The organism is Streptomyces sp. NPDC020780 (assembly GCF_044334475.1).
Taxonomy (GTDB): Bacteria; Actinomycetota; Actinomycetes; order Streptomycetales; family Streptomycetaceae; genus Streptomyces.
Genome location: NZ_JBIRTB010000011.1, coordinates 234,030 through 247,219 on the forward strand (window position 1 = coordinate 234,030; position 13,190 = coordinate 247,219).

The 13,190-nt window shown below is 74.0% G+C and carries 9 protein-coding genes; 4 read left to right on the top strand and 5 right to left on the bottom strand.

Annotation, left to right across the window (positions count from 1 at the left end; genetic code table 11):
* Positions 1-36 precede the first annotated feature (36 nt).
* From ACH4VO_RS22805 to ACH4VO_RS22820, 4 genes are all read left to right on the top strand, one after another.
* Positions 37-1,203 carry a hypothetical protein gene (locus ACH4VO_RS22805; protein ID WP_360995298.1) on the top strand — a complete coding sequence of 389 codons (1,167 nt, stop codon included), beginning with the start codon at positions 37-39 and terminating at the stop codon, positions 1,201-1,203.
* Complete coding sequence (locus ACH4VO_RS22810) at positions 1,200-2,306, top strand: caspase family protein (protein ID WP_360995295.1); 1,107 nt, start codon at positions 1,200-1,202, stop codon at positions 2,304-2,306. The genes ACH4VO_RS22805 and ACH4VO_RS22810 overlap by 4 nt, the downstream gene beginning before the upstream one ends.
* A 101-nt stretch (positions 2,307-2,407) precedes the next feature.
* Entirely contained in the window at positions 2,408-2,602 is a 195-nt protein-coding gene (locus tag ACH4VO_RS22815) for an aldo/keto reductase (protein ID WP_360995293.1), read from the top strand.
* 38 nt (positions 2,603-2,640) lie between these two features.
* Positions 2,641-4,434 (top strand): HEXXH motif domain-containing protein, encoded by a 1,794-nt coding sequence (locus tag ACH4VO_RS22820; RefSeq protein WP_360995290.1) that lies wholly within the window; start codon positions 2,641-2,643, stop codon positions 4,432-4,434.
* Positions 4,435-4,540: 106 nt separating this feature from the next.
* Here the strand turns inward: ACH4VO_RS22820 and ACH4VO_RS22825 are convergent, their stop codons facing one another.
* From ACH4VO_RS22825 to ACH4VO_RS22845, 5 genes are all read right to left on the bottom strand, one after another.
* Complete coding sequence (locus ACH4VO_RS22825) at positions 4,541-6,763, bottom strand: glycosyl hydrolase family 95 catalytic domain-containing protein (RefSeq protein WP_360995287.1); 2,223 nt, start codon at positions 6,761-6,763, stop codon at positions 4,541-4,543.
* Positions 6,760-8,736, bottom strand: coding sequence for a beta-galactosidase (locus ACH4VO_RS22830; protein WP_360995425.1), 1,977 nt, complete (start codon positions 8,734-8,736; stop codon positions 6,760-6,762). Before ACH4VO_RS22830 ends, ACH4VO_RS22825 begins: the two co-directional genes overlap by 4 nt.
* A 14-nt stretch (positions 8,737-8,750) precedes the next feature.
* A complete protein-coding gene (locus ACH4VO_RS22835) occupies positions 8,751-10,991 on the bottom strand; it encodes a 1,4-beta-glucanase (RefSeq protein ID WP_360995285.1) in 2,241 nt (746 codons plus the stop codon).
* Positions 10,992-11,076: 85 nt separating this feature from the next.
* Complete coding sequence (locus ACH4VO_RS22840; RefSeq protein ID WP_398441259.1) at positions 11,077-12,060, bottom strand: carbohydrate ABC transporter permease; 984 nt, start codon at positions 12,058-12,060, stop codon at positions 11,077-11,079.
* Entirely contained in the window at positions 12,057-13,187 is a 1,131-nt protein-coding gene (locus tag ACH4VO_RS22845) for an ABC transporter permease subunit (RefSeq protein WP_360995282.1), read from the bottom strand. The genes ACH4VO_RS22840 and ACH4VO_RS22845 overlap by 4 nt, the downstream gene beginning before the upstream one ends.
* Between the last annotated feature and the right edge of the window lie 3 nt (positions 13,188-13,190).

The window sequence follows — 13,190 nt, forward strand, 5'->3', positions numbered from 1 at the left end:
CCCGGCCGACGGCAACGAGCCGACGGGGGCGCTCACATGACAACGGTGGTCTTCACTCACGGCACGGGTGTGCGGGAACCACACCTCACCACGCTGCTCGGGCAGATCGCGTCGGGCCTGACGGCGACGGCACCGGACGCGCAGCTGCTCGCCTACCGGTGGGGCGAGCGGTACGGGGCCAGGCTGGCCGCCGACGGCGTCAGTATCCCGGCACCCCCCGGCTCCGGAACAGGCCGGGACACCGCGGAGCCCGGCGGACAGGACCAGGCGCAGGAGTGGGCCCGGCTCTACGACGACCCGTGGGCCGAACTGGCGACGGCGGCCGCCGGAGCGGCCGGCCGCGTCACGCCGCCCGGAGCGGCTTTCCCGGACGAACGCCCGCGGGCCCTGCTCCTGGAGCTCGCGGCTCAGGGTGAGCCCGGATCCGGGCCGTTCGCCCCCGGAGTGCGCGAGGCCGCTGCGCGGCTCGCGCGCACCCCTCTCCTCGGGCCCGCAGCCGACGCGCTCGACCGCGAGACCCTGGCCTGGGTGCTGGCCCGGGCGCTGATCGCGGAGGCCACCGCCGACGCCCTGGACGCGGACAGCCCCGTGCAGGCAGGAGGCGACGCCAGGGACGCCGCCGTAACGGCGATCGCGGAGCGCCTGGGCGCTGCCCCTGCCGGCACCGGCCGAGGCCCTCTGCTGCGGATGGCGGGCCGGCCGCTCGTACGGCTCGGCTCCCGCTACGCGGTGCGGCGGCGTCGCGCCCTCACCGACGCGGCACACCCGGCCGCCGGTGACATCCTCAAGTACCTGGCCCGCGGCGAGGACGTCCGCCAGGGCCTGCGCGCGTTCCTCGCCCCCCTGGAACCGCCCGTCGTCCTGCTCGGCCACAGCCTCGGCGGGATCATCTGCCTCGACACCCTCATAGCGGGGCCCCTGCCGGGCGTCGAACTGCTGGTCACCGTCGGCTCCCAGGGCCCGTTCCTGTACGAGACGGGCGCCCTGCCCGCCCTGGCCCACCCGGACCCGCTGCCCGGGCACGTCCCCCCGTGGCTGAACCTCTACGACCGCCGCGACCTCCTCGGCTACGCGGCGGCGCCTCTCTTCCCCGGGCGCGCCCATGACGTCGCCACCGACAGCCGGCAGCCGTTCCCCGTCGCGCACAGCGCCTACTGGACCGACCCGGCCGTCTTCCGGGCCATCGGGGAGCGGCTGCCGTGAACCGCGCACCGGTCCGGCCCGACCGCGTCGCCGCCCTGGTCGTCGGAATCGAACAGTATGCCGCCGGACCCGACTGGGATCTTCCGGGACCGGCGCGTGACGCGCTGCGGTTCCGCGACTGGCTGCTGGCCCGCGGCGTTCCCGGTGCCGGCATCCAGCTGCACCTCGCCCCGCTCCCCGGGACGGAGCCCGACGTCCCCTACCTGCCGGCCGACCACGCCTCCCTGAGACGCGCCCTCGTCACCGACATGCCGGCCCGGGGCGGGGACGCCCTGTGGGTGTGGTGGGGCGGCCACGGTGTGCTGGACCGGAAGGAGCACCTGCGGCTCTACAGCGCCGACGCCACCGTGACCGACCGGCGCAACATCGACGTGGAGTCGGCCCGGGACGCCTACCGCAGCGACGCCGTCCCGGCCTTCGGCCGGCAGATGTGGATGATCGACGCGTGCCGGACCTTCGACGAACGGCACAACTTCCCGCAGACCCTGCCCCACGAGCGGTTCGCCACCGGAGCCCGGGTCCAGGAGCACGAACAGGTCCTGATATTCGCCACAGGCCGCGGGCAGCGGGCGGCCAACGACCCCGGGCGCCGGCTCGGAGTGTTCTCGGACATCGTCCTGAGCGAGCTCCCGCCCGACCCGCTGCCGGACCCAGCCGCCCTCTTCGCGGCCGTGGAGGCGAGGATGAGCGCGCTGCCGGCCGCCGGCCACGCCCTGCAACTCCCCACCGTCTTCATGGAGAGGCCGGGATGGGCCCGCAACATCGCCCCGCCACCGCCTCCCGCCCCTGCACCGCGCCCTCCGGCGGCCGGCCGGGCACTCGCCCGGCTCATCGACGCCCTGCTGGCCTACTCGCTGATGAACGACCGCGACGAACGACAGGCACTGGTCAACGAGTTGCCTCCCTCCGTCGTCGCACGGATGCCGCGGCACACGATGCCGCGGACCGATGTCATCGGGATCGTCCGCACCCTGCGGGCACGGCCGGAGGGACTGTGGGAGCTGTACGACGCCGTGACACTGCTCGACGACGATCCCGGCCGGTCCGCCGAACTCAAGGCAGCTGTCGAGGACTTCGCCGCGGGCCCCGGATCCGGGATGTGATCGGCCGGCGTGATCACACGGGTTTCGGGAAGGGGTCTCAATCGTCATGATGGAGTAAACGGTGGCATCCCGTGCCACCGCTCGCGAAGGGGGAGCGCGCCTTGTACCAGCCGGAACCCGCCGACGGCACACCCGATCACCTCGAGTCCGACCTCATGGATCTGGCCGCCGTGCGCGTCGCCGATCTCCGGCGCCTCCCGGCCCCCGGGGTCGCCGACCGGCTCCTCGCAGAGCTCCGGCGTGCGCGCAGCAACACGATGGGGGGCGGTGAACCCGGCTCAGGACGGGCCGAATGAGGCCGGCCGGCGGGCCTCAGGAACCGACAGGGAGCGATGTGTACGCCCCGATCCGTATGCCCGGCCCGTTGTTCGACGAGATCGCCGCGGGCGGTGGCTCGCCCGAGGCCGTGGCGTTCCTGGTCAGGGGTGAACGTACCCGGCGTCTCCTGCTGCTCCGCGAGTTCCTCGACCTGCTGGACGCGGACCCCGGCATCCTTGGCCCCCTGGACGCCCGGACGGTCTGGCCCACATTGGAGGCCGCCGCCGCCCAGGCCCCGGAGCGGGTCGAGGAACTGCTGCTGAGCCCCGAGGTCGGCAGCTGGCTGGCCCATGCCCTGCGCCGGCTGCACGGGACGGCCTCGGGGCCACCCCTGTGGGCCGACGTCGGCCAGATCGCCGCCGTGGCCGCGACGGCGGCCCTCCACGCGGGCACGCACGCCGAGGTGGTGCTGCCCGCCCGGGGGAACGCGGTGAGTCTGCCCGCGCTGGGAATGGTGCGGCTGCCCGGCCCGGACGGGGACGACTTCCACGCCGTACGGGCCGTGGTGTCCGGCGGGACCCTCACCGTCCGGCACGCCGACGGCCCCGGGACCGTCGTACGCCCCCTCGACGGGAGGGAGTCCGCACAGTGGCTGCCGGTGCGCAGACTCGGTACGGGGCCGGGAACGCGGGCCGTACAGCTCGACGACCTGGACCCGTACCGTGACCTGGACGAGCCCATCGCTCCGGGCCGTCTCGGTCCGGAGGAACTCCGCTCCTGGCAGGGCCTGTTCGACGAGGCCGTGGCTATCCTGCGCCGCGGGGACGGCTCCGCCCCCGGCGGGCTGCGGCCCGAGGAGATCAGCCGGATCGTCCCCTGGCGCGCCACGGACGGTGACGTGGACCTTCCGGTGCCGTCGGCGGGGCTCAGCGCCTCCACCGGCGACGCCTTCGCCTCCATGGTCGTCGCCCGGCCGACGGACGGACCCGCACTCGCCGAAACCCTCGTCCACGAGTTCCAGCACAGCAAGCTGGGCGCCCTGCTGCACCTCTTCCCGCTCATCGAGGACGACCGGACCGAAGCCCACTACGCCCCCTGGCGCGCGGATCCGCGCCACCTGCCGGGACTCCTGCACGGGGCCTACGCCTTCGTCGGCGTGACCGGGTTCTGGCGGGCGCGGGCGGGGGACCCGGCGGGCGATCCGCAGGGGCGTGCGCCGTTCCTCTTCGCGCTGCGCCGGCTCCAGACCCGCATGGTCCTGCGCACCCTCGCCACCCGGGCCCGGCTCACCGTACCCGGGCGCCGGCTCGTCGCCCGGCTGTCCGGGACGGTCGACGGCTGGCTCGGAGAGCCGCTGGACCCGGCGGTGGTGGCGAGGGCCCGGGCGTCGGCGGTGAGCCACCGGGTGGAGTGGCGGCTGCGCAACCTGCGCTGCGGCGAGGACGACGGGAGGGCGCTCGTCGAGGCGCTGCGCTCGGGGGCCGGCCCGGCGCCCGCCGGCGCACCGCGGGTCGCCACCGGGACGGGCGGCTACTGGCAGGACGACCGGGGCCGCCTCTACCTGCTGGGCAAGGAGCAGCCGGGCCCGGGCCCGGCGGCCGGCGGTGACGAACTGCTCGTCGCGGGCGACGCCGAGGCCGCGCGCACCGCGTACGCCGCCCAGCTGGCCGCTGCCGCCCCGCTGTCCGCCGCCGGTGGTCCGGACCCGCACGCGCTGGCCGGCTGGCTGCTGGCACACACGGCGCTGCATCCCCGGGACCGTCGGCTGCTCGCCCGCCCCGAGCGCTTCGCGGCGCTGCTGGACGTCGTCCCCCCCGACCGCTGGACACGGACCGCCCGGTGGCTGGCGGGCGGCGCGCCCCAGGCGTGACCCCCCAGGCGTGACCCCCCAAGGCGTGAGCCTCGGAGGTGTGAGCCTCGGAGGTGGCGGCGGACGTGCGGCGGACGGGCCGGCAGAGAGGAGCCGATGGGCAGCGCTACCGCGGCCCCAGGGTGAGCACGCGGTCCACTCCGGCCGTCAGCTCCAGCGGGGCCGCGGGATCTCCCGCCGAGGTCTCGGTGAGGGCGTAGCCCTCGCCCGTACGCAGGTCGACGCGGGCGTCGCGGGTGGGACGCAGGACCGCGGTGGCGCCGCCGTCGTACCAGCTCAGGTCCAGCCGTGCGCCGAACCGGGTGCGCAGCCCCCGCAGTTCGCCGGCCGGGTACGCCGACGGGAGTGCGGGGAGCAGCACCAGGCGGCCGGGCGCCGACTGGACGAGTGACTCGATCACGGCGGCGGGCAGCGTGTGGGCGGCGTCCGCGTTGTACACATCGCGCGACGGGTAGTGGGAGCTCATCAGCGAGTCGTGGAAGTAGTCGCCGCCCAGCACCGCGTCCAGGGCGGCCGACACCCGCGCCGGGTCCCGCAGCCGGGCCGCCACCAGGGCGTGGTGCAGGTGCCCGTGGGCGGAGTCGTTCTCCGAGCCGCGCAGCTCCAGGGCGCGGTGCGCGGCCCGTGCCGCGGCCGGGGTGTCGTACGGGTTGATCTCGTCCAGCGGCCACACCGGGTACAGGTGGCTGAGGTGGCGGTGGTCGTACGTCTCCGCCAGGCCCGGCCACGCCCACTCGGCGAGTGCCCCGTCCTCGTTCACCAGGTAGTCGGGAAGCCGGCCGGCCAGGGCCCGCCATAGCCCGGCGGACGGGTGGCCGGGGGCGTGCGCGGCGGCCGTCGTCAGCGCGTGGCGGGCCGCGGCGATGTCCATCGTGGCGTTGACCGTGCCCCAGCTCGCGTTGGCCGGGCGGTTCTCCGGGGAGTACGACGGCACCACGGCCACCCGGCCGTCCGGGTCCTCACGCGTGAGGAAGTCCTCGTAGAACAGGGCCGCTTCGACGAGGGCACCGGTCAGCCGGGCGTCCGGCGTCCCCGTCGTCACCTCGGCGTGCTCCAGGAGTGGCTGCAGCAGCCAGTCCGCCCCGGCCGTCCACAGGTGCAGCGGATAGGCGCGCTGGAAGTGACGGGTGTGCCCCGACTCGCCGTCCGTGTGCGACGGCGCGACGATGCCGCGGGCCCCGAACAGCGCCCGGGCGTTGTCCCGCCAGTCGGCCAGATGGCCGAGGACCAGAGCGGCGTGCGCCTCGGTCACCTCGGGCAGGGCGGCGCTCGCCGCCGACGCGATCTGCAGATTGAGGTTGGCGTTCGTGGTGAACGCCCCCGACCACGCCGTGTCCCAGTCGCCGGTCCACAGCCCGGTCAGCCGGGGAGGCAGCAGCCCCGAGGAGGAGAGCAGGTGGTAGCGGCCCGCCGCGAAGAGGCGTTCCAGCAGCGCCGGGCTCCGCGGGGTGCGCAGCAGCTCGCTTCCGGGCAGCTCCCGCTCGCCGCCGGCGTCCCGCAGGGTCAGCGCGGTACGTCCGTACGCGGCGCGGTGCACCGGGTGGTGGCGGCCGAGCAGCGTGTCGTAGTCCTCGTCCGGCAGGGCGGCCCACAGCGCCGCGAGGTCCCCGTGGCCGCCGGAGCGGCGGTGGACCCGGGTCGTCAGGGTGATGCCCCGCGCCCCCCGGACGCTGATGCCCTCGCCCGCCACCGACACCGTCCCGCCGTCCGCGCGGGCCACGGTGACCCCGGTGTACGCGGTGTCACTGCCCGGGTAGCCGATCCGCAGCGCCAGGTTCGCCCCGTGCGGGGCCAGTACGGTCGTGCGGCCGACCGCCAGCCGCGCCGGGGCGCCGGGCAGGGCGTGGTCCAGGACGACGTGGGCGTCCGGACCGAGGCCGGTGATCCGCTGCACGATCACGTCGTCGGCCCGCGACACGAAGACCTGGCTGCGCCACTCCTCGTACGCCGCCGTCACCTCGCCCGTCGTGAAGTCGACCTCGCGCCGGTAGCCGGCGAGCGCCTCGTGCGGCCCCCGGTCACGGCGGACGCGGGTCTGGAACGCGGGATGGAAGGGCTGCACCCACACGAGCGGCCGCCCCGCGCCGAACTCCTCGGCCGCTGTCACGTCCCCCGCCAGCAGGGCGTCCTGGAGGCGGCCCAGCCGGTGCGCGAGCTCCGGCGGCCGGACGTCCTCGCTTCCGTTGGGCCGGACCAGGGTGTGGTGGTCGACGATCACCCGGTCGTCCGCCGGGTCGCCGTACACCATGGCCCCGTGACGCCCGTTGCCGCTCAGGAAGGCGTCCTCCCAGCGGGCGGCGGGTGCGGGCTCCCACGTACCGTCGATCATGCCGAGGCGTCCCGGAGCGCGGCCACGCCGTAACGGCCCAGCTCCACGCGGCCGTCGTGCTCCACGCCCGTGAGCACGTCGAGGTGGCGGCCGGGCAGGTCCACCGACGCCGGGGACCGGCCGTGGTTCAGCAGGAAGAGCAGGGAGCCGCGGCGCACCGCCTCCACCCCGGCGGGCAGCCCCGCCACCACGGGGCGCACACCCGCCCCCGCCGCCACCCGGTCGAGCAGGTCGCGCAGCGCCTCCGGTTCGGGCAGCGTCGAGATGTACCAGGCGGTGTCCTTGCGGAGCACCGCGGGCAGCCCGTCCAGCTCGCCGCCCCGGTAGGCGGAGACGGTCTCCGCGCTCCCGTCGGGCTCCAGCTCCTCCGACCAGAGGGTGCCGCGGAAGCCGTCGCACTCCGCCGACGCGTCCGCGTCCAGCGGCCACCACTCGTGCACCGTGCGGATGCCGAAGAGCTCACGCAGCCGGCTGTCCATGCCGCCGGGCCTGATCCGGTTGTCGGGGTCAGCGACACCGGTGAAGAATCCGCAGACGAGGGTGCCACCGCCCCGGACGTACGCGACGAGGCCGTCGATCGCCGCGTCGTCGAGCAGGTAGAGCTGGGGCACGACGACCAGGCGGTACGCGCCGAGGTCCCCGCCGGGGCGGGCGAACTCCGTCGCGATGCCGCTCTCCCACAGGCCCCGGTGCCAGGCCCGCACGAGGTCGGGGTACTCGACGAGGGCGGACGGGCTGCCCTCCTGGGCACTGGCCCACCACGCGTCCCAGTCGTGGAGCACGGCGGCATCCGCGTGCGAGGTGGTTCCGGCCACCTCGGGCCCGAGAAGCGCCAGTTCGGCGCCGATCCGCTTGATCTCCCGGAAGGTGCGACCGTGTTCACCGGCGTGCGACAGCATCCCCGAGTGGAACTTCTCGGCGCCCTGGCGGGACTGGCGCCACTGGAAGTAGCAGACGGCGTCCGCGCCCCTGGCGACCGCCTGCAGCGACCAGAGCCGGTTCAGCCCGGCGGGCTTCGGGTGGTTGACCCCCCGCCAGTTGACCGGCCCGGCTGCCTGCTCCATCAGCATCCACGGGCCGGCCGCCTGTCCGCGCGTCATGTCGCCGAGCATCGCGTTGTAGTGGCCGCCCTGCGGGTCCGCGGGGTCCGGATAGATGTCGACGGAGAGGATGTCCTCCTGCTCCGCCCACGCCCAGCCGTCCTGGCCCGCCCACAGCGGCATGAAGTTGGTGGTCACCGGGATGTGCGGGGTGTGCCGGGCGACGATGTCCCGCTCGGCGGTGTAGCACTCCATCAGGGCGTCGGACGTGAAGCGCTTGAAGTCCAGCACCTGGGCCGGGTTCCTCATGTACTGCGCCCGGCGCGGCGGCAGGATCTGTGCCCAGGTGTCGTAACGCTGGCTCCAGAACGCCGTCCCCCACGCCTCGTTGAGGGCGTCCACCGTGGTGTAGCGGGCGGCCAGCCAGCGGCGGAAGTGGGCGGCCGTCCCGTCGCACCAGCAGTGTGTGCAGTACTCGTTGTTGATGTGCCACACGGTGAGCGCCGGGTGTCCGGCGTACCGCGCGGCAAGGTCCTCGGTGAGCGCGGCGGCGTGCCGGCGGTAGACCGGCGAGCTGGGGCAGAAGTGCTGCCGCGAGCCGTACGAGACCACGGTGCCGTCCTCGGCGCGCGGCAGCGTCTCCGGGTACAGCTCACCCATCCACGGTGGCGGTGACGCCGTCGGGGTGGCCAGGACCACCCCCACGCCGTGCGCGTGCATCAGGTCCATCAGCCGGTCGAGCCAGCCGAACTCCCGTGCCCCGGGGCGCGGTTCGATCATGGCCCAGGAGAAGACGCCGACGGTGACGGAGGTGACCCCGGCCTCCTTCATCAGCCGGACGTCGTCGGCCCACACCTCCTCGGGCCATTGCTCGGGGTTGTAGTCGCCGCCGAAGAGAATGCGGCCACGGGTGGCGTCGTGCAGGGACGGCATGGACTTCTCGTTCCTCATTCGGGGTCCGCGTACTGGATGCCGCGGCCGTTGGTGCCCAGGTAGACACGGCCGTGGATGCGGGGGTCGCCGGTGATGACCTCACCGGTCCACCCCCATCGGTGGGAGTCGTCGTTGACGCGGATCCACGTCCTGCCCGCGTCGTCCGAGCGCAGGACCGCCACCTCGTGGTGCGTGGCGGAGACCCGGCCGGTCTGGAAGACCGCGGGGTAGGCGTGGCGTCCGCGGTCCTTCGCGCGGCCGAAGCCGAGTGCGTAGGACGCCTGGCAGCCGGCCACCGCCGTGAAGGTGAGGCCGCCGTCCACCGAGCGCAGCAGCCCGTGTTCCTTGGCCGACAGCCACAGGTCCCCGGTGCGGCCCGGCGCCGCCGCGACGCGGAACTGCGTGTCCCCTGCGGGCAGCCCGGAGGCGCCCGCAGTGAAGGTCGCGCCCCCGTCCGTGGAGCGGAACAGTGTGCCGGTGTCCGTGTCGTACACGTAGAAGCGGGCGGGGTCGGCCGGGTCGGCGACCGGGGTGCCGCCCTTGGGGAAGGTCGCGACCTCGGCCCACGTCGCGCCGCCGTCGGCCGAGCGGTGTGCGGCGTACTTCGTACCGTCCCAGTGGACGAACGACCACAGCAGGACCGTCCCGTCGGCGGACACGGCCACCGGGCCCGGGGCGGACGCGGCCGTCGTCGGCTGGGAGGCGAACGGCTGCCAGCTCGCTCCGCCGTCGTGCGAGGACGCGCCCGCGGCGCCCGACCCCGACGGCCAGCCCGTGCGGACCACGTACGAGGGCTTCAGGGTGGCCAGGGCCAGTCCCGTCGCCGTGCCGAAGACCGGGTTCGAGGCCATGCCGCGCGACGGGGAGGAGGTCAGCGACTCGTGGTACATCACCCCGATGTCACCGAGCCCGCTGAGCAGCCGGGCGCCCGTGGGCGGGGCGATCAGCTGCCGCACCGACGACTCCTCCAGGCCCCGGATCTCCGGGGCCCAGCGCACCAGGTCACGGGTGCCGAAGATGGTCGCGCCCGTGCCGTACAGGAGGTGCCGCGAGTCGAACGGGTCGACGGCGACCGCCTGGATCCACCAGCCGAACTTCGGCTCACCGCCCCACTTCAGATACGGCGTCTCCGACACGTCCAGCACGGCCGTGTCCTTGAGCGAGGTCCAGCTCGCACCGCCGTCGGTGGAGCGGAACAGCGTGTCCACGGGGCCCCAGCGGTTGTTCGTGGAGACGACGACCGTGCCGGGGCGGGCCGCGTCGACCGCGAGGCCGCCGTAGCCGAAGGCGTCACCGCCGCCCGGCGCGACCGGGGTGACGTCCGTCCAGGTGCCGGTCGCCGTGTCCAGCCGGTGCACCGAGCCGTCGGCCTGGTTGTTGGGGCCCGGCCCGTCCGCGTAACTCACGTACAGGGCCCGGGTGTGCGCGTCGTAGGCCGCACGGACCGGCACCTTCGCCGCGGCCCCGGACGGCTGCCCGGGGACGGGCTCCCAGCCGCCCGAGGACGTCGTACGGTACAGCGCCGTGCCCCCGTCGCCCCAGCCCGCGTACACCGTGCGGCCGGCCGCCACCAGCAGCGTGACGCCCTGGCCGCCCGCCGACCCGGACACGGGGAACGCGGTGTCGGGGGCCCAGCTCGCCCCGCGGTCCCCGGAGAGCAGCAGGCCGTCGTGGCGTGTACCGAGCCGGAGCGTCTCGCTGTCGCGCGGGTCCACCAGCAGCCGCTCGCCCGTGCCCCGGCCGTCCTCGTTGGCCCCCAGCCGTACCGTCAGGTCCGTGCGCGCCCAGGTCGCGCCCCGGTCCTGCGACCTCAGCACCGCGCCGGGGCCGTAGGAAGGCCCGGAGTACGTGCCGAGCGCCAGGTACAGCCGGTCCGGGTGGGCCGGGTCGACGGCCATGGCCTCGACCCCCATCAGATTCCAGTCGTCCCAGCCGACGAAGTCGGTCAGCGCCGTCCACCGGGAATCGCGCTCCTCCCACCGGTAGGCGCCGCCGATGTCCGTCCGTGCGTAGGCCAGGCCCCGCACGGACGGGTGGAACAGGATGCCCGTCACGAAGCCGGTGCCGCCGATCGCCGCCGTACGCCAGCGGTGCGGCTGGGTCCTCCCGGGGCGCCCGGCGGCCGCGGTGGCCGAGCCGGGCGCGGCCACCGGCAGCGCGGCTGCCGTGGCCGCCACCGCGGCGGCGCCGGCGAGCACGGTACGGCGCCGGGGCCGCTGGGCCGGGCCGGGCTGCGGAACGGACGAAGAGCGCATGACGAAGACCTTCCGGTGGGTCCGGGTGGATGCGGGGCCCGGGCGCGCCCGGGGGAGGGGCCGTACGGAAAGGGGGCGGGCGGGCTCAGCCCTTGACCGCGCCCGTGAGCATGCCCTTCTGGAAGTGCTTCTGGACGAACGGCGACAGCACGGCCACCGGGATCAGCGCGAGGACCATCACAGCCATCTGCACGGCGAGGCTGTTGATCTGGCCGCTGCTGACCGCCGCGCCCATGGCACCGGGCGGCACCTGGTGCTGGAGGACCAACTGGCGCAGGATCATCTGCAGCGGGTACTTGTCGCTGTCCTGGATGTACAGCATGGCGTTGAACCACTGGCTCCAGTAGCCCACCGCGTAGAACAGCGAGATCACCGCGATCACCGCCCGGGACAGCGGCATGACGATCTGCAGCAGGATCCGCCACTCGCCCGCGCCGTCGATCCGGGCCGCGTCGATCAGTTCGGGGGCGGTGTCCATGAAGAAGCCGCGCAGCACGAGGATGTTGAAGACGCTGATGGCGCTCGGCAGGATCATCGACCAGTAGCTGTCGCTCAGGCCGATGCCCGTGACCAGCAGGTACGTCGGGATGAGCCCGGCGCCGAAGAACATCGTCGCCATCATCGTCATCAGCAGCGGCCGGTGCGCGAAGGAGTCCTTGCGGCTCAGCCCGTACGCGCACAGCACGGAGATCACCATGCTGAACACCGTGCCGACGGCCGTCAGCCCGATGCTCACGAGCGCGGCGCGGGTGACGGCGCCGCCGCTGAGCAGCTCCTTGTACGCGACGAAGGTGATGCCGTCGGGCCAGACGACCAGGCCGCCGGCGTCGTTGATGGCCTTCGTGTCGGAGAGGCTGGTGACCACCACCACCCAGATGGGGATGAGGATCACCGCGCAGATCGCGAAGAGGCCGACACCCTTGAAGGCGAGGCCCGCCGTGGTGGGTTCCTCCTCCCACACCGGGCGCGGCTCCATGCGCAGGGCGCGCTGGAACGGAGTCTCCTCCCGTGCGGCGGTGACCCGGGCCGGCGCCTTCCCGTCCTTTTCCATGTCCAGGAGAGTCGTCATTTCTTGGAGTACACCCCCTGCTCGCCCATCATGTGGGCGACCTTGTTGGCTCCCAGCACCATGGCGACGCTGAACAGTCCCTTGAAGATCCCGGCGGCGGCCGCGTAACCGAAGTCGCCGGTCTTGATGCCCGTCCACCAGATGTAGGTGTCGAGGATTTCGGAGGCGCCCGCGCCGACCTGGTCGCGCTGGAGCAGGATCTGCTCGAAGTCCAGGTTGAGCGCGCTGCCGACCCGCAGCACGAGCAGCAGTGCGATGACCGGGCGCAGCGCCGGCAGGGTGACGTGCCACATGCGGCGCCAGCGGCCCGCACCGTCGACGGCCGCCGCCTCGTACAGGTCGGTGTTGACGGCGGCGAGGGCGGCGAGGAAGACGATGACGCCCCAGCCGGCGTCCTTCCACACCGCCTGCGCGGTCACGAGGAACTTGAAGAACCCCGGGTTGGTCATGAGGTCGAAGCCCTCGTGGCCGTGCTCGCGCAGCCACTGCGCGACCAGGCCCGCACCGCCGAACATCTGCTGGAAGACGGTGACGACGAGGACCCAGGAGAAGAAGTGCGGCAGGTAGACGATGGCCTGGACCCAGGCCCGCACCCGGGCGCTCATGATCGTGTTGAGCAGCAGGGCGATGGCGATCGGGATGGGGAAGAAGAGGAGCAGCTGGGTCAGGAAGATCACCAGCGTGTTGACCAGGACTTCCCAGAAGCGGTAGTCCGCGAAGATGCGGGTGAAGTTGTCGAAGCCGACGAACGGGCTGCCGGTGATGCCCAGGTCGTACACGTCGTAGTCCTGGAAGGCCACGATGTTCCCGAGCAGCGGGATGTAGTTGAACAGCAGCAGCAGGGCCATGGCCGGCAGCGTCATCAGGATCAGCGTGCGGTCGCGCCGCAGGCGCAGGCGCCGGGTGATGCCGCCGGCGGGCGCCGTACCGCCGCTCCCGGTGTCCTTCCTCCCGGACCGCTTGCCCGCGGCCTTCTTCAGGCCCGTCGCCGGTACCCGGCTCCCGGGCGGTCCGCCCGCTTGTGCTGTGCCGTGCGCGGCGCCGTCGTCCTCACCGCCGGGGCCGGTGTCCGGCTCCCGTCCCGCTGTGTTGTCCGCGTCGGTCGCCACCGTGGCCCGAGGCTTCACCCT

Coding starts and splice junctions, on each gene's coding strand:
- ACH4VO_RS22805 (WP_360995298.1), top strand. CDS start 37: ATGACAACGGTGGTCTTCACTCACGGCACGGGTGTGCGGGAACCACAC.
- ACH4VO_RS22825 (WP_360995287.1), bottom strand. CDS start 6,763: ATGATCGACGGTACGTGGGAGCCCGCACCCGCCGCCCGCTGGGAGGAC.
- ACH4VO_RS22830 (WP_360995425.1), bottom strand. CDS start 8,736: ATGCCGTCCCTGCACGACGCCACCCGTGGCCGCATTCTCTTCGGCGGC.
- ACH4VO_RS22835 (WP_360995285.1), bottom strand. CDS start 10,991: ATGCGCTCTTCGTCCGTTCCGCAGCCCGGCCCGGCCCAGCGGCCCCGG.
- ACH4VO_RS22840 (WP_398441259.1), bottom strand. CDS start 12,060: ATGACGACTCTCCTGGACATGGAAAAGGACGGGAAGGCGCCGGCCCGG.